Here is a 14,669-nt window from a genome sequence, read left to right as displayed (position 1 = left end):
TTACTTGGCGGGCGCAACCTTGCGCCCGGCCATGTGCTGTAAGTACCTCACCAGTTTCTGCAGATCCGCCTCCGGTAATACCTCGGCGGAAAACCCTGGCATCTTCGCTTGCGGCCACTGGCGCAAACTCTGCGGATCGCGGATGTAGCGCTTGAGGAAGTCCGCGCCGAAATATTCGGTCGGGTTGTACGGAATATTCAGGTCCGGCCCGAACTGCGCATCCCCCGCGCCATTCAGGCGATGGCAGGCCAGACAGTTCTTCTGGAACAGCGCAAATCCCTGATTCACCGGGTCGTCGGCCTTCAATGCAGTATCCGGCAACAGGGCAGGGAAGCGCTCGGCCACCGGCGCCATGCGTTTGATGCTCGCCACTTCGAACGGCCATTGTTCCGGGCTGATATGGCCGGCCTGCGGATCGGTCCACACCAGATAGAACGGCCCGGCGCTGTGCTTGCCTTCCGACAGCGGCGGCCATGGGTGAGCCGGGTCTTCGATGGCCAGCCAGGCGCGGGAACCTTTGGTGTTCAGCAGCGGCGCGGCAGACAGTTCGGCGGCAAAGCCATCCAGTGCTACGGCTTGCAGGTGATCGTCCGGTTTGATGCCGGTCAGCAATGCGGCTACGGGAACGGCGCGATAGGTCATGTCCTTCTTGTAGGACACATCATTCTTGATCGTGAGGGTTTGTACCTGAGGATGCTTGAGCAATTCCTCGGTCTGCCAGTTGCGGCTGTTCGCGCCCAGCTCCAGATTCAGCTGTGCGGCAGACAGGGGCAAGCTCAGCAGCATGGCCCCAAACAGAATGAGCGTTTTCAATTGATCGCCGTCCATGTCGTGGAAGTGCGCAAAGGTTGGCACAGCCACGCTGGCCCGGGTAGCGGGCCAGTCACATTTTCAGTGGCGATGAGCAATACCTGCCGCTTGAATCAGCCGATGACCTTGGTCAGATTCGGCAAAATCAACAACAGCGTCGTGGCGAAAAGAATGAGCCCTGCTTGACGAACTTTCGGTTGTTTGAACATGGCTTGACCGCCTTTTTTGTTATTTCCTGATGCCTGCCTGCATATCCATGATGGCAAGCGCTGCACTTCCTGTTGAAGAACGCCTGCCTCGGCAAAACCCGACGACAACGACGTACATGTTCACCTTAGGGCCCGCGTCACGCTTGGCTTAGATCCATTTCATATGTATTTGCTGCTGAACGCGATTAAAAAGGCATGAGGCCCATTGCCAGCTTCTTTGCCGCCCTTTTGCTAGACAGCTCGCTGACCTGAACCGGTTAACCTGGTCGGGAATGACCGTCCGTCTGAGCGTGCGCGTCAACGTCATTGAGCGCTGTGGTCATTGAATCCGTGATCGTCCCGGCCAAGAGTGGAGGCACGAATTTCACTCACCGCACAGGTTCGAGGACGTCATGACCCAAGCTTTGATTTTCGACGCGTTACGCACGCCCCGTGGCCGGGGCAAGGCCGACGGTTCCCTGCACAGCGTCAAACCGGTGAACCTGGTGGCCGGGCTGCTGACCGCGCTGCAGGCGCGCACGGCGCTGGACACCAGCCAGGTTGATGACGTGGTGCTGGGTTGTGTCACGCCGATTGGCGATCAGGGCTCGGACATCGCCAAGACCGCCGTGCAGGTGGCCGATTGGGACGTCAGTGTCGCCGGCGTGCAGATCAACCGGTTCTGCGCCTCGGGGCTGGAAGCGGTGAACCTGGGGGCGATGAAAGTGCGCTCCGGCTTCGAAGACCTGGTGGTGGTCGGTGGTGTCGAATCCATGTCCCGCGTGCCGATGGGCAGTGATGGCGGCGCCTGGGCGCTGGACCCGCAGACCAACCTGCACAGCCATTTCACCCCTCAAGGCGTCGGCGCCGACCTGATCGCCACCCTTGAAGGCTTCAGCCGTCAGGACGTCGATGCCTACGCGCTGCACTCGCAACAGAAGGCCGCCCGGGCCCGGGCAGACGGTTCGTTCAACAAGTCGTTGGTGCCGGTGCAGGACCAGAACGGCATCATCCTGCTCGATCATGATGAGTTCATTCGCGCCGAGTCGACCCTCGAAGGCCTGGGCAAGCTCAAACCGAGCTTCGAAATGATCGGCCAGATGGGTTTCGATGCCACGGCGCTGCGTGTCTACAGTCATGTCGAGCGCATCAACCATGTGCACACACCGGGCAACAGCTCGGGGATCGTCGACGGCGCGGCGCTGATGCTGATCGGCTCCGAGGCCAAGGGCCGGGCGCTCGGTCTGCAACCTCGGGCGCGGATTGTCGCCACGGCGGTCACCAGTACCGACCCGACCATCATGCTCACCGGCCCGGCGCCGGCCACCCGCAAGGCACTGGCCAAGGCCGGGCTGCGGGTCGAGGACATCGATCTGTTCGAGGTCAACGAGGCGTTCGCTTCGGTGGTGCTGAAATTCATCAAGGACATGGCCGTCGACCCGGACAAGGTCAACGTCAATGGCGGCTCGATTGCGATGGGTCATCCGCTGGGCGCCACCGGTTGCGCGATTCTCGGCACCTTGCTCGATGAACTGGAAGCCCGGCGCCTGCGCTATGGCCTCGCGACGCTGTGCGTCGGCGGCGGCATGGGTATCGCCACCATCATCGAACGCCTCTGACCCCAAGGAATCTTGTCATGACCCAAGCCATTCGTTACGAAAAAGGCCAGGACGGCATCGTCCTCCTGACCATCGACATGCCGGGCCAGAGCGCCAACACCATGAACGCGGTGTACCGCGAGGCCATGGCCGAAAGCGTCGCCCGACTGCTCGCGGAAAAAGATGACATCGCCGGGGTGATCATCACTTCGGCCAAAAAGACCTTCTTCGCCGGCGGCGACCTGAATGAACTGATCAAGGTCGGCAAGCCCGAAGCCAAGGCTTTCTACGACATGGTGCTGACCCTCAAGGGCCAATTGCGCACCCTGGAAACCCTCGGCAAACCGGTGGTCGCGGCGATCAACGGCGCGGCGCTCGGCGGCGGCTGGGAAATCTGCCTGGCCTGCCACCATCGTGTGGCGCTGGACGATGCGTCGGTGCAACTCGGCCTGCCGGAAGTGACCCTTGGCCTGTTGCCGGGCGGTGGTGGCGTGGTGCGCATGGTGCGCATGCTCGGTATCGAAAAAGCCCTGCCGTATCTGCTCGAAGGCAAGAAAGTCCGTCCGCAACAGGCGTTGCAGGCGGGTTTGATCGATGAGCTGGCGGCGGATCGCGATGAGCTGCTGGCCAAGGCCCGGGCCTGGGTTCTGGCCAACCCTGCGGCCGTGCAGCGTTGGGATGTGAAGGGTTATCAGATTCCCGGCGGCACACCGTCGAACCCGAAAGTCGCGCAAATGCTGGCGATTGCGCCGTCGATCCTGCGCAGCAAAACCCAGGGCACGCTGCCGGCGCCGGAAAAGATCCTCTGCGCGGCGGTGGAAGGCGCGCAGGTGGATTTCGAGACCGCACACCTGATCGAGACCCGCTACTTCACCGAGCTGACCACCGGCCAGATCTCGAAAAACCTGATCGGCACGTTCTGGTTCCAGCTCAACGAGATCAATGCCGGCGGTTCGCGTCCGCAGGGCTTTGTGCCTTATGTGACGAAACGCGTGGGCGTCCTCGGGGCGGGCATGATGGGCGCCGGCATCGCCTATGTCAGCGCCTCGGCCGGGATCGACGTGGTGCTCAAGGACATCAACCTTGCTGCCGCCGAAAAGGGCAAGGCGCATTCGGCGGCGCTGCTGGACAAGAAAGTCGCTCGCGGGCAAATGTCTGCGCAGCAGCGAGAAGCGGTGCTGGCGCGTATCCAGACCACTGAAAGCGATGCCGATCTGGCGGGTTGCGATCTGATCATCGAAGCGGTGTTCGAGGATCGTCAACTCAAGGCCAAGGTTTCGGCGTCGGCGCAGCACGTAGTCGGCGCCGACGCGGTGATCGCCTCCAATACTTCGACCTTGCCCATCACCGGCCTGGCGGCTGCGGTGCCGGATCAGAGCAAGTTCATCGGCCTGCACTTCTTCAGCCCGGTGGAAAAAATGCCGCTGGTGGAAATCATCAAAGGCGCGCAAACCAGCGACGAAACCCTCGCACGCGGTTTCGATTTCGTACTGCAAATCAAGAAAACGCCGATCGTGGTCAACGACAGTCGCGGCTTCTTCACCTCGCGGGTGTTTGGCACCTTCACCAACGAAGGCATTGCCATGCTCGGCGAAGGCGTCAGTGCGCCGATGATCGAGACCGAAGCACGCAAGGCCGGGATGCCCATCGGGCCTCTGGCGATCTCTGACGAAGTTTCCCTCAGCCTGATGAGTCATATCCGTCAGCAAACGGCCAAAGACCTGCAAGCCGAAGGGAAACCGCTGATTGAGCACCCGGCATTCGCCGTGATTGACTTGCTGCTCAACGAATACAAGCGGCCGGGCAAGGCGGCGGGCGGCGGTTTTTACGAGTACCCGACGGGAGGCCAGAAACACCTGTGGCCTGAGCTGAAATCCCGTTTCGAGACAGCCGACGGGCAGATTTCGCCGAAGGATGTGCGTGACCGGCTGCTGTTTGTACAGGCCATCGAAACCGTGCGCTGTGTGGAGGAGGGCGTGCTGACTTCGACGGCGGACGCCAATGTCGGCTCGATCTTCGGCATCGGTTTCGCGGCCTGGACGGGCGGTGCGTTGCAGTTCATCAATCAATATGGCGTGAAGGACTTTGTCGCGCGGGCCCAGTACCTGGCTGAACAATACGGCGAACGTTTCGCGCCGCCAGCGCTGCTGCTGGAAAAGGCTGCGAAGGGCGAGTTGTTCTAACGGGGTAGGGACGCATTTCGGGGCTTGCCTTGCCGGGTGGTTTCAAGGCAGGCTCTGGGGTGTGCATTATTCCCATCACGTGTCAGGTATTTTTTATGTCGCTACGCATCTGCATTCTGGAAACCGACATCCTGCGTCCGGAACTGGTCGATCAATATCAGGGTTACGGGCAGATGTTCCAGCGCCTGTTCTCGCAACAGCCGATCGCCGCCGAGTTCACGGTGTACAACGTGATGCAGGGTGATTATCCGAGTGATGACCTGACGTTCGATGCGTACCTGGTCACTGGTAGCAAGGCCGATTCGTTCGGCACCGACCCGTGGATCCAGACCCTCAAGCAGTACCTGCTGACCCGCTATGAGCGTGGCGACAAACTGCTCGGCGTGTGCTTCGGCCATCAACTGCTGGCGCTGCTGCTGGGCGGCAAGAGCGAGCGCGCGACCCAGGGTTGGGGCGTCGGCATTCACAACTACAAACTGGCGGCCAAGGCACCGTGGATGAGCCCGGTGCGCGAAGAGCTGACGCTGCTGATCAGCCACCAGGATCAGGTCACGGCACTGCCGGAGAACGCCACAGTGATCGCCTCCAGCGATTTCTGCCCGTTCGCCGCGTACCACATCAACGATCAGGTGCTGTGCTTCCAGGGGCATCCGGAATTCATTCACGATTACTCGCGGGCACTGCTGGAACTTCGCCAGGAAGCACTGGGCGAGCAGATCTACAGCAAGGGCGTGGCCAGCCTTGAAAACGATCACCACGGCGCCACGGTGGCGGAATGGATGATGCGTTTCGTGGCGCACAAACCGAACGCTGCTTGAAACCAAACGCCCCCGTGCCGTACACGGGGGCGTTTTTTTAACCTACAGCCAGCCCGATTTCTTGAAGCTCGCCCACAGTCCCACGCAGCCCACCGTGATAAAGCTCAGTACGGCGAAATAGCCGTAGTGCCAGCTCAGCTCCGGCATGTTCTGGAAGTTCATCCCGTAGATCCCGGCGACCGCCGTCGGGAACGCCAGAATCGCCGCCCACGCCGCAAACTTGCGCTGCACCACGCTTTGGCGGGACGCCTCCAGCAACACACCGATCTCGATGGTCTGGCTCGCAATGTCGGCCAGGGTGGTCAGGTCCTCCATCTGCCGCGTGACATGGATCTGCACATCGCGGAAGTAAGGACGCATATTCTTGTCGATGAAGGGGAAGCTGAGCTTCTGCAATTCTTCGCCGATTTCCACCATCGGCGCCGCGTATCGACGCAAACGCAGCACGTCGCGGCGCAGGCCATGAAGCTTCTGGATGTCGTGCTCATTCAGCGCGCTACACAACACGTTGCGCTCCAGTTCATCGATCTCGGCGTGGATTGCTTCACCCACCGGCTGATAGTTTTCGATCACAAAATCCAGCAACGCATACAGTACGAAATCTTCCCCGTGCTCCAGCAACAGCGGCCGCGCCTCACAGCGCTGACGGACATGGGCGTAGGACGCCGAATGGCCATTGCGGGCAGTGATGATGTAGCCCTTGCCGGCGAAGATGTGGGTTTCGATGAACTGCAGGATGCCGTGCTCGCGCACGGGTGAGTAGGTGACGATGAACAGGGCGTCGCCGAAGGTTTCCAGTTTTGGACGACTGTGTTTTTCCAGGGCGTCTTCGATGGCCAGTTCGTGCAGGTTGAACTGGCGTTGCAGGTTGGACAGCTCCTGGGCATTCGGCTCTTCGAGGCCGATCCAGACGAAGTGCCCGGTCTTGGCGGCCCAGGCGGCGCCTTCGTCGAGGGAAATATTGGTGACTTTCTTACCGGCGCTGTAAACCGCAGCAGCAACAACTCGACCCATGGTGGTGGTTCACTTCTTATTGGCAGATGGCAGGGGAGACATGGCTTCAGCTTAGCCGTGTCGCTGCTTGAGAGTCAGTGAAATCTGCACAGTTCACCGGGCAAAAGAAAACCCGCACAGGGCGGGTTTCTTTTTCACGCAGCTTGAAGCTGCCGATCCATCGCATCGATGCACTCGCGCATCTGCTCTCGGCACTGGCTGATGAGCATGGGCATGTCGTCCATGGTCAGGCCGGCGGTAGGAATTGCCGGCAGCGAACGGATGAGAATTTTCCCGCTGCGCCAGCGGTTCAGACGCATGTGCTTGATGTAGCTGCTGACACACACTGGAACGATTGGTACACCCGCGGCGATTGCCATCTGGAACGCGCCTTTCTTGAACGGCAGCAGTTCTTCACCCAGGTTGCGCGTGCCTTCCGGGAATACCCAGATCGACGTGTCTTTGTGCTGCAAGGTGTCGGTGGTCGTCAGCATCGACTGGCGCGCCTTGTGCGCGTTGCCACGATCGATCAACACGTTGCCCGCCAGCCAGAACAACTGCCCGAACAACGGCACCCATTTCAGACTCTTTTTGCCAATGCACACCGTCCGTCGCGGCACCACATTGCCGAACACGAACAGGTCGTAGTTGGACTGATGGTTGGCGATGATCACGCAGCTGTCAGGCTTGTTCATCAGCTGACCGACGTCGGCCTTCACTCGCAGGCGCAGGATGCACATGGCCGGCAGTGCGTACAGTCGGGCGCACAGACGACTGTTGTCCGGATTGAATGGCCGGCACAGCCCGAGGATCACTCCGAGCACACCTGCCAGAATAAAGTGCAGGCCCATCAATAACATACGAAACACGAACAGCATTTTCAGGCCCCACCGGGACAAAAGGTGGCGCAGTGTACGGATGTGCACTGTTTTCGGCAATTGCCGCTATAGAGTCAGGAGATGGGCGATGTTTAAGCGCATGTTTCCGACTTGTCGGTCAGAGGCGTCCTAGAGCAGCTGCGGAGTTTTGAAACGTGCGTGCAAGAAAAAGCCCGACACGACGGTCGGGCTTTTCTATAAAGGAGCGAAGCGGGTTCAGCCCAAGTGTTCCTGATCCTGAATGATCGCGTTGTCCAGGGTTTCCAGCAGCGCTTTGCGCACTTTCAATTTGGTGTTCTTGTGCGCGCTCATGTTGATCTTCTTCAACTGACGCGCAGCGGCGAGGGCGGCACCTTGCAGCTCCTCGGCCGAAACAACCTTGTCGAGGAAACCGGCATCCACAGCACTTTGCGGATCAAACATTTCGCCGTTGATCACCGAGCGATGAAACGCCGAGCGACGCAGACGATCACGGGCCAGCTCGATGCCGGCGTGGTGCATGGTCATGCCGATCTGCACTTCGTTCAGACCAATGCTGAACGGACCGTCGACACCGATCCGGTAATCGGCGGACAACAGAATGAACGCGCCTTTGGCCACGGCATGACCCGGGCAGGCAACGATCACCGGGAACGGGTGCGACAGCAGGCGACGGGCCAGAGTTGAACCGGCGGTCACCAGCGACACGGCTTCTTTAGGGCCGGCGGTCATCACCTTCAAGTCGTAGCCGCCGGAGAGAATGCCCGGCTGGCCAGTAATGATCACAATGGCGCGATCCGCCACCGCCTGATCCAGCGCCGCGTTGAAGGCTGCGATCACGTCCGGGGAAATGGCGTTGACCTTGCCGTTGCTCAGGGTAAGAGTCGCGATACCGTCTTCGAGGTGGTAGGCAATCAGGTCGCTCATGGCGCTATTCCTTATAAGAAAGATGGGCAGACGTTACCCACCGTCGCCGGTCAGGTAAAGCACTGTGACTGACCCGCCGGTCACCCTCGACCGGCTGAGGCACCGCAGCGTGCCCCACGGCAAACGCCTCCGCACCTATATAGAAGGGCCGCACCCACCCGAGATTGGCCGGATCGCCATGGCCCATCGACAGCAGAAACGACTTTTTCTCTTAACCGCATGAAAATTCTGAAAAAAAGTTTGCCATCAGAAAAGCTTTCGACTACATTAGCGCGCCTCGACAGACAGAACATGTTTGAAGAGATACGGTGAAGTGTCCGAGTGGCTTAAGGAGCACGCCTGGAAAGTGTGTATACAGGAAACTGTATCGAGAGTTCGAATCTCTCCTTCACCGCCACATTCAGTAAACACAAACCCCTGATTTTCCTAGAGAAAGTCGGGGGTTTGTGGTTTTTGGTGTCTGAAAAAAGGCGATAGGGGACCAGCATGGGACTGCGCTCTATTTCGCTGAGTAAAAAGCAGGCACGGCTTTTGAGTTTCCAATGAATGTGGGTGAAATTCCCGCGTATCGTCAGTTCCCTTTGGTTACGTTTCTGCGCGATAGTGGCATTTTGTTATCGCTCTCAGGAAAAGCTACTTGCCTGGAAGGTCATTGGCAGTTCAACGCAGGGAAGCGCAGTGAAGACAATTGTCACGATGGTTCTGTTTTTGGGGTTGTGCGGCTGCGGCTCCGACTCTCGCAGTTCTGCGCCGACACTCTGGACAGACGGCATCATGCTCGAGCAGAAGAAGGTTGTCGTAGATGATCAGCACGCCAAAGTGATCATGCAGGCATCAGGCGATACGGCCAATCCGGTAGATTTTGAAGTGATCCGAGGTAATGACCCGGACAGGCGTCCCGATCATTTGGGGACGGTAGTCAAACCGTTTCGCAATAAAGTCGGCGAATGGTTCAGTCGTCTAGACAGCGCGGTCTCCAAGCGTTTCCCCCAATTGGAAATGCAGGCCGATCCTGGCCAGGTTCTGCAAGTGGGCGGCTCGTCGACGGTCAGTAGTCAGGTTCCGGCACCGGGTTATCGGACTCTTTATAACGAAGACTATGTATTCAACCCGTCGAAGAACAAGTATGAGAAAAAGCTAACCGCCAATCCGACCGTCCCGTCGTCTTACTCCTGTGGGCCGATCACAAGCGCCTTTATTCCCGAGAAACAAAAGGTCTATCTGGCGGAGTTTGTCTTCGTGGATGGGGGGGACGGTTGTGAACTGCAGCTCTATGACATCACGCAACCCGAACTGCGTATCCCCGTCGTTGCCATCAAAAGCACGCAGCCCTCGTCCGCAAGATCGTTCAGCTCCCAATAGGTTCATGTAAACAAAGCCCCTGGTTTCGCAAGAAGCCAGGGGCTTTGTGCATTCTGGTGTCCGGATTCTTTTGGTCACAGAGACGGGTTCGGCTTCATTTTGCCGGGGCGGTACAATCGCGGTTTTATCTGTATGTAAAAGGACGACTTCCATGATCATTTCCACTACCCACTCCATCGAAGGCCGGCAGATCACGGCGTATCTGGACATTGTCAGTGCCGAGTCGGTGCAGGGCGTGAATGTGATTCGCGATATGTTCGCCGGGATGCGGGACTTTTTTGGCGGGCGTTCGCAGACGCTGGAGCGGGCGTTGAAGGAGGCGCGTGTTCAGGCGACTGACGAGATCAAGGAGCGGGCGCGGGCCTTGCAGGCGGATGCGGTGGTCGGGGTGGATTTCGAGATCAGCATGCCGGCGGGGAAGGGCGGTATGGTTGTGGTGTTCGCGACCGGCACGGCCGTCAAGCTGCGTTGACCGTTGGTTTACTGTGTGAGCCCATTCAACGGAATGGGCTCGTTGCTGACAATCAGCCCTGCGGTTTGAGCAGGATGGTGCCTTTCGAGTCGTAGGTCAGCGGGGTGTCGATCGCGACGAGTGGAGTGCCGGTGGACTGGCCAGGCTGAACCGGGTCTGGATAGTAGATGACGCCAGGTTTGCCAGGCTGTACAGGACTAGGTCCGTCCAGCGGCTTGATGACGATCTCACCCGAGGCAAGCTTCTCCTTGAATTTTTCCGCCCCGGTTTTACCGGCGGCGATCTGCTCGTCCGTGAGCTTTACAACAGGCATCGGTGGGAATCCTTTGATTTCCATGTTCTCTCCTTGAGATTCATTGCGTAGGAAAAAGGGCAACGGCCAGTCGCCGAGAATCTTTAGCGGTGTAGGACCAATGGCTCATCAAGGTGTTTAAGTTTTGTAGGCCGCTCGTCGGGCTTTGGGCAATCTGAACCACAAGTCCAGGAATGACCGGCTAGTCTCAAAAACCTTGGAGGTCGATATTTTTTCAGGCAAAAGGGTCTTGCCGGTATCGACCCGCTTTTGAAAGGGGTGAAGAGATGACTGATCCGTACATCGAAGACGACGGGGCTGAATTTCCATTCAACAATTGCGTGCGCTGTGGCCAGACCGAGTATCAGGCGGGCTTTGGCGAAGATCCGGTGCAGACCGGCAAGATCAAGTCGACAGCACCCAAGGGGCCGAAAGCGAAATTTCTGCCCAAGGTGACGACACGTTCCAGGAAGTAATCCGGATGCCAAAGAACCCCGCCAATGAGCGGGGTTTTATCCGTGTTTTTCAGAAAGAAACGTCCTACAGAAATTGCGGATTCGTCTGGTTTCTTTCACAAACTTTTCACACCGGTCTACGTAGGGTGAAGCCATCCGTTAGAAAGCAAGTCTCCAGCCCGTCTCCCCAGCGGGCTTTTTTTTGCCTGCCATAAAACCTTTTCCATAATCGCTGTCCAATCGGCGCCAAGTGCGTTGCGACGCTGGACTTTACCGCGGCAACAGCATTCAATCTGCGCCCTTTTTTCTTCCTTCTGTTGAGGTTTTCGTCATGCGTTTAACTCTGCCTGCTCTGGTTCTGGGGCTTCTGGTTGCTCAAGGTGCAATGGCTGGCGACGGTACCGCCGCACTGGGTGGCGGCCTGGGTGGCGCGTTGGGTAATGTGGTCGGCCAGAAAATGGGCGGCAGCACCGGTGCAGCGATTGGTGCTGGTGTAGCGGGCGCGGCCGGCAGTGCATTGGCTGCGAAGAAAGGTGCTCGTACCAAAGCGGCCATTGGCGGCGGTGTCGGCGCGGCGGGTGGTTCGGTAATCGGTAACAGCCTGGGTGGCAAGACTGGCGCAACCATCGGTGCCGGCCTGGGTGGCGCAGCTGGCGGCGCGGTGGGCAGCAATCTGTCCAAGGGTCACAAGCGTCACTGATTGCGAATGCATGTCTGAAAAGGCCCGGCTTGATGCCGGGCCTTTTCGTTGCTGAACGTTTTCCCTGAATGCACCTCCAATCTCACATAGCCCCTCTCCGGGCATACCGTCCCGATCCGGGACCTGTGAGGTCTGTATGCGCTCGACTTTAACTGCAGCTGCGTTGGTTATTGGACTGCTCGTGGCTCAAGGCGCCATGGCTGCCGGCGATGGTTCCGCGGCTGTCGGTGGTGGGCTGGGCGGTGTGCTGGGTAATGTGGTCGGCGGTCAGCTCGGCGGCAGCACCGGTGCGGCGGTTGGTGCTGGCGTGGGCGGTGCGGCCGGCAGTGCTGTCGGGGCGAACAAGCGCAATCGTACGGAAGCCGCGATTGGCGGTGGTCTCGGCGCCGCTGGCGGCTCAGTGCTCGGCAACAGCCTCGGAGGCTCCACCGGTTCGGCTATCGGCGCAGGATTGGGTGGCGCGGCGGGTGGCGCGGTCGGCAACAACCTGGGTGACGATGGTGGTAGATCGCACTCTGGGGGCGGCCATAAGCACAAGTACAAACACAAGAATCGTCATCATTGAGTGATCGCTTCTACATAAACCCGGCTTGATGCCGGGTTTTTTGTGCCTGCGTGTCAGGCGCAGGAACGATTAGCGACCATACTTTTCGAACGTCGTATACGAATGCGATTGACGAGGTGCGCCATGACTCCCGAAACCGAAGGCAAGGAAGAGAAAGGCCCGAGCGGGTTGCCGTTTATCAATGATCCGGGGAATGAAGATCCGGGGTCGTTGATGGATGATGCGACGGTTCCGCTTTGGGAGGGTGAGGGGGAGGAGTTTGAGTATGAGGATTTTGATGATGATGAGTGATGGGCTTTGAATGCGTGATTTCAAGCTTTGAGTGGGCCTTTGTTACAGGCCCTTTGAGAATGGAGGTCTGGAAAGTTTCTCTCCTATTATTGAGTCGCAACCCAGTGATTTTGGAGGTCGATGGGGAGCTTTTAAACAGCATCACCTGATGATTTTATTTTTTCGTTCAGCTTGCTCTTGATGTGCAGTAGCCATGTTTCGCCAGACACCCAATCATTCCAATAGCAGTAGTAGCAACTGAGTTCGGACAGTAAATAGCTTCTGAGAGCTGACTCATTCTTTCCCCAGTTAATCAGCGTTTGCAGGTCGTTCCTGATTAATATCAACTCTGTTTCACCTGCCTCATCAAGAAAATTTGTCAATACAAGGTCGGCACTATCGTGCTCCATCATCCAGTCCTGATGGAAATACGCCCCAAAAAAGTCGTGTAGCTCGGGAAGGTCTTTGTTCATAACTCTGGAAACCCGGTTAGTAAGAAATATCCCAAAGGTAATTGGGCATCCCGTTTTAGCACCAAAAGTAATTTTGTTGCAGGCAAGGAGTGAGGGTGTCCATTGGGCATGCTTACACCCACCGGTATCTGCAACTGATGTGTGATAGTTGTTTTTCCTTTGTTGCTAGCCAAGAAGTCTCTTATTTTCACTGAGTTCGCCGATATAGCTTCCGATACAGCAGCCTCTGCAGTTGCTCGATCACGAAAGGTTGATGCTGCCGGAATGTTCGGCTCGGCGAGCAATCTTTGAGCTAGCTGAGTATCTGTTCTACCCACATGTTTGATAATGAGATGGCCTCCTTGTGCTTCATGAGTCGCCAAACCCCCGCCAGGAACAATCTCACTGTAAGGCCCATCGGCTGTCTTCGATCCCGGGCACGGATTGCAAGTTAACCCCAACGGATCCACCCACCCCGTCGGATTCGGCACGTACCGGTACTGATTCAACCCACCCGCCAGCTTCACCGGATCCGGCGTCAGGTACCGCCCCAGCTCCGGGTCGTAATACCGGTGCCGGTTGTAATGCAGCCCGCTTTCCGCATCGAAGTACTGCCCCTGAAAGCGCAGCGGCTGGTCGAGGTAGTCCTCAGTTGCCAGTTCCAGCGAAGTGACCTTGCCGTAGGCGCTGTATTTGGCTGACCAGACGATCTCGCCGCTGTAGTCGGTCAGTTCCTGCGGTGTGCCGAGGTGGTCGAGCTGGTAGTAGAACGGGCAGGCGCGCTTCGGGCCTTTGCCGTCGAGCAGGGCCAGCGGACGGAAGGTGCCGGGTTCGTAGATGAAGCTGCGGTGCTGGGTCGGGCTGCTTTCGGCGATCAGGTGGTCGCCTTGCCAGAAGAACTCGGTGCTCTGGCCGTCGACGGTTTTGCGGATGCGGCGGCCGAAGGCGTCGTATTGATAGGTCGCGGTTTTGCCATCCGGACGGGTGAGGCCGATCAGGCGGTGCTGGCTGTCGTAGCGGTATTCGGTGACGAGTTGTTGTGCGCGGCCGCGGCGTTCGCGGATCAGGTTGCCGAAGGCGTCGTAGTCGTAATGACGGTCGCCTTGCATCAGCAGGCGATTGCCTTTGATGTGTGTGGGGCCCGGACGATCCTGCATCAGCAGGTTGCCGGCCGGGTCGTGGGCGAAGTTTTCCGGCAGGTCATCACGGGTGTGGCGCACGCTGGCCAGACGGTCGAGTGCGTCGTAGTAGTAACGGCGTTGACCGTGACGGCTGTCGGCGATAGACGCCAGGTTGCCGTTGACCGCGTAGCTGTAGTGACGCAGGTACAGTGCTCGGTCATGTTGATGAACCGAATGCACTCGCAAACGACCCTGTTCGTCGTAGGCATATTCGCTGAGCAGCAGCCCCTGCTGGCGTTGCTGTTCACGACCGGACTGATAGACGTGGCGGGTGAGCAAGGCGCCGTTGAGGTCGATCGCGGTCAGCGCGCCGCCCTTGGCGTAGTGGTAATCGAGTTTGCTGTTGTCCGGCAGACGCATGCGGCTGAGCTGGCCGCAGGCGTCGTAGGTGTAACGCAAGGTGCCCCAGCCCTGATGTTCGCGGACCAGCCGGTCCTGCAGGTCGTATTCGAAGGCCAGCGGGTGATTTTGGCCGTCATCCACACCGACCAGCCGACCGAGGCGGTCGTAGCGGTATTCAACCGTGCTGGCATCGGGCAGGGTCTT

General features: G+C 58.6%; 16 protein-coding genes and 1 tRNA gene. 10 read left to right on the top strand and 7 right to left on the bottom strand.

Features of this window, described 5'->3' with window-relative positions; genetic code table 11:
- Complete coding sequence (locus AC07VV_RS29715) at nucleotides 1-828, bottom strand: c-type cytochrome (protein WP_495038302.1); 828 nt, start codon at nucleotides 826-828, stop codon at nucleotides 1-3.
- Nucleotides 829-1,411: 583 nt separating this feature from the next.
- On the opposite strand from AC07VV_RS29715, the gene AC07VV_RS29710 reads away from it, so the two are divergent.
- The 3 genes from AC07VV_RS29710 to AC07VV_RS29700 all read left to right on the top strand — a co-directional run bounded on the left by AC07VV_RS29710 (nucleotide 1,412) and on the right by AC07VV_RS29700 (nucleotide 5,597).
- A complete protein-coding gene (locus AC07VV_RS29710) occupies nucleotides 1,412-2,617 on the top strand; it encodes an acetyl-CoA C-acetyltransferase (protein WP_495038275.1) in 1,206 nt (401 codons plus the stop codon).
- Between the two features lie 17 nt (nucleotides 2,618-2,634).
- A complete protein-coding gene (locus AC07VV_RS29705) occupies nucleotides 2,635-4,779 on the top strand; it encodes a 3-hydroxyacyl-CoA dehydrogenase NAD-binding domain-containing protein (protein WP_495038274.1) in 2,145 nt (714 codons plus the stop codon).
- 95 nt (nucleotides 4,780-4,874) lie between these two features.
- On the top strand, nucleotides 4,875-5,597 hold the full coding sequence (locus tag AC07VV_RS29700) for an amidotransferase (protein ID WP_102622497.1): 723 nt from the start codon (nucleotides 4,875-4,877) through the stop codon (nucleotides 5,595-5,597).
- Nucleotides 5,598-5,639: 42 nt separating this feature from the next.
- Here the strand turns inward: AC07VV_RS29700 and AC07VV_RS29695 are convergent, their stop codons facing one another.
- The 3 genes from AC07VV_RS29695 to AC07VV_RS29685 all read right to left on the bottom strand — a co-directional run bounded on the left by AC07VV_RS29695 (nucleotide 5,640) and on the right by AC07VV_RS29685 (nucleotide 8,374).
- Entirely contained in the window at nucleotides 5,640-6,611 is a 972-nt protein-coding gene (locus AC07VV_RS29695) for a magnesium and cobalt transport protein CorA (protein WP_495038273.1), read from the bottom strand.
- A gap of 134 nt (nucleotides 6,612-6,745) precedes the next feature.
- Nucleotides 6,746-7,468, bottom strand: a complete 723-nt coding sequence (locus AC07VV_RS29690) for a 1-acylglycerol-3-phosphate O-acyltransferase (RefSeq protein WP_495038272.1) — start codon at nucleotides 7,466-7,468, stop codon at nucleotides 6,746-6,748.
- Nucleotides 7,469-7,684: 216 nt separating this feature from the next.
- Nucleotides 7,685-8,374, bottom strand: coding sequence for a crotonase/enoyl-CoA hydratase family protein (locus AC07VV_RS29685; RefSeq protein ID WP_495038271.1), 690 nt, complete (start codon nucleotides 8,372-8,374; stop codon nucleotides 7,685-7,687).
- A 307-nt stretch (nucleotides 8,375-8,681) separates the two neighbouring features.
- Between AC07VV_RS29685 and AC07VV_RS29680 the strand changes: the two genes are divergently transcribed.
- The 3 genes from AC07VV_RS29680 (at nucleotide 8,682) to AC07VV_RS29670 (ending at nucleotide 10,208) form a co-directional block, all read left to right on the top strand.
- Nucleotides 8,682-8,771, top strand: a tRNA-Ser gene (locus tag AC07VV_RS29680).
- Between the two features lie 155 nt (nucleotides 8,772-8,926).
- Nucleotides 8,927-9,736, top strand: coding sequence for a hypothetical protein (locus AC07VV_RS29675; RefSeq protein WP_495038270.1), 810 nt, complete (start codon nucleotides 8,927-8,929; stop codon nucleotides 9,734-9,736).
- A gap of 151 nt (nucleotides 9,737-9,887) precedes the next feature.
- The gene (locus tag AC07VV_RS29670; RefSeq protein WP_007959944.1) at nucleotides 9,888-10,208 is read left to right on the top strand and encodes a YbjQ family protein; all 321 of its coding nucleotides are present in this window, start codon (nucleotides 9,888-9,890) and stop codon (nucleotides 10,206-10,208) included.
- A 52-nt stretch (nucleotides 10,209-10,260) separates the two neighbouring features.
- On the opposite strand, the gene AC07VV_RS29665 is transcribed toward AC07VV_RS29670, so the two are convergent.
- A complete protein-coding gene (locus AC07VV_RS29665) occupies nucleotides 10,261-10,545 on the bottom strand; it encodes a hypothetical protein (protein WP_495038269.1) in 285 nt (94 codons plus the stop codon).
- 242 nt (nucleotides 10,546-10,787) lie between these two features.
- Between AC07VV_RS29665 and AC07VV_RS29660 the strand changes: the two genes are divergently transcribed.
- The 4 genes from AC07VV_RS29660 to AC07VV_RS29645 all read left to right on the top strand — a co-directional run bounded on the left by AC07VV_RS29660 (nucleotide 10,788) and on the right by AC07VV_RS29645 (nucleotide 12,511).
- Nucleotides 10,788-10,976, top strand: coding sequence for a hypothetical protein (locus tag AC07VV_RS29660; protein WP_085701198.1), 189 nt, complete (start codon nucleotides 10,788-10,790; stop codon nucleotides 10,974-10,976).
- A gap of 310 nt (nucleotides 10,977-11,286) precedes the next feature.
- Complete coding sequence (locus tag AC07VV_RS29655) at nucleotides 11,287-11,655, top strand: glycine zipper domain-containing protein (protein ID WP_039769955.1); 369 nt, start codon at nucleotides 11,287-11,289, stop codon at nucleotides 11,653-11,655.
- Between the two features lie 136 nt (nucleotides 11,656-11,791).
- Entirely contained in the window at nucleotides 11,792-12,220 is a 429-nt protein-coding gene (locus tag AC07VV_RS29650; protein ID WP_495038268.1) for a glycine zipper domain-containing protein, read from the top strand.
- Nucleotides 12,221-12,343: 123 nt separating this feature from the next.
- Nucleotides 12,344-12,511 (top strand): hypothetical protein, encoded by a 168-nt coding sequence (locus tag AC07VV_RS29645; RefSeq protein WP_495038267.1) that lies wholly within the window; start codon nucleotides 12,344-12,346, stop codon nucleotides 12,509-12,511.
- Nucleotides 12,512-12,642: 131 nt separating this feature from the next.
- Here AC07VV_RS29645 and AC07VV_RS29640 read toward each other — a convergent pair whose 3' ends face one another.
- Complete coding sequence (locus tag AC07VV_RS29640; RefSeq protein ID WP_096822968.1) at nucleotides 12,643-12,963, bottom strand: contact-dependent growth inhibition system immunity protein; 321 nt, start codon at nucleotides 12,961-12,963, stop codon at nucleotides 12,643-12,645.
- Nucleotides 12,960-14,669, bottom strand: a 1,710-nt coding sequence (locus AC07VV_RS29635; protein ID WP_495038266.1) for an RHS repeat-associated core domain-containing protein, incomplete at its 5' end; no start/stop codon positions are given. The genes AC07VV_RS29640 and AC07VV_RS29635, both read right to left, overlap by 4 nt.

It is taken from the genome of Pseudomonas sp. GW821-FHT02C04, from assembly GCF_059421845.1.
Note: the sequence above shows the minus strand (reverse complement) of the source record. Positions and strands in the feature narration are given on the sequence as shown.

What these genes read in the sequence shown, in the direction of transcription:
- AC07VV_RS29690 (WP_495038272.1), bottom strand. Translation starts at nt 7,468, where the DNA reads ATGCTGTTCGTGTTTCGTATGTTATTGATGGGCCTGCACTTTATTCTG.
- AC07VV_RS29685 (WP_495038271.1), bottom strand. Translation starts at nt 8,374, where the DNA reads ATGAGCGACCTGATTGCCTACCACCTCGAAGACGGTATCGCGACTCTT.
- AC07VV_RS29650 (WP_495038268.1), top strand. Translation starts at nt 11,792, where the DNA reads ATGCGCTCGACTTTAACTGCAGCTGCGTTGGTTATTGGACTGCTCGTG.
- AC07VV_RS29710 (WP_495038275.1), top strand. Translation starts at nt 1,412, where the DNA reads ATGACCCAAGCTTTGATTTTCGACGCGTTACGCACGCCCCGTGGCCGG.
- AC07VV_RS29640 (WP_096822968.1), bottom strand. Translation starts at nt 12,963, where the DNA reads ATGAACAAAGACCTTCCCGAGCTACACGACTTTTTTGGGGCGTATTTC.
- AC07VV_RS29660 (WP_085701198.1), top strand. Translation starts at nt 10,788, where the DNA reads ATGACTGATCCGTACATCGAAGACGACGGGGCTGAATTTCCATTCAAC.
- AC07VV_RS29670 (WP_007959944.1), top strand. Translation starts at nt 9,888, where the DNA reads ATGATCATTTCCACTACCCACTCCATCGAAGGCCGGCAGATCACGGCG.
- AC07VV_RS29705 (WP_495038274.1), top strand. Translation starts at nt 2,635, where the DNA reads ATGACCCAAGCCATTCGTTACGAAAAAGGCCAGGACGGCATCGTCCTC.
- AC07VV_RS29665 (WP_495038269.1), bottom strand. Translation starts at nt 10,545, where the DNA reads ATGGAAATCAAAGGATTCCCACCGATGCCTGTTGTAAAGCTCACGGAC.
- AC07VV_RS29655 (WP_039769955.1), top strand. Translation starts at nt 11,287, where the DNA reads ATGCGTTTAACTCTGCCTGCTCTGGTTCTGGGGCTTCTGGTTGCTCAA.
- AC07VV_RS29695 (WP_495038273.1), bottom strand. Translation starts at nt 6,611, where the DNA reads ATGGGTCGAGTTGTTGCTGCTGCGGTTTACAGCGCCGGTAAGAAAGTC.
- AC07VV_RS29645 (WP_495038267.1), top strand. Translation starts at nt 12,344, where the DNA reads ATGACTCCCGAAACCGAAGGCAAGGAAGAGAAAGGCCCGAGCGGGTTG.
- AC07VV_RS29700 (WP_102622497.1), top strand. Translation starts at nt 4,875, where the DNA reads ATGTCGCTACGCATCTGCATTCTGGAAACCGACATCCTGCGTCCGGAA.
- AC07VV_RS29715 (WP_495038302.1), bottom strand. Translation starts at nt 828, where the DNA reads ATGGACGGCGATCAATTGAAAACGCTCATTCTGTTTGGGGCCATGCTG.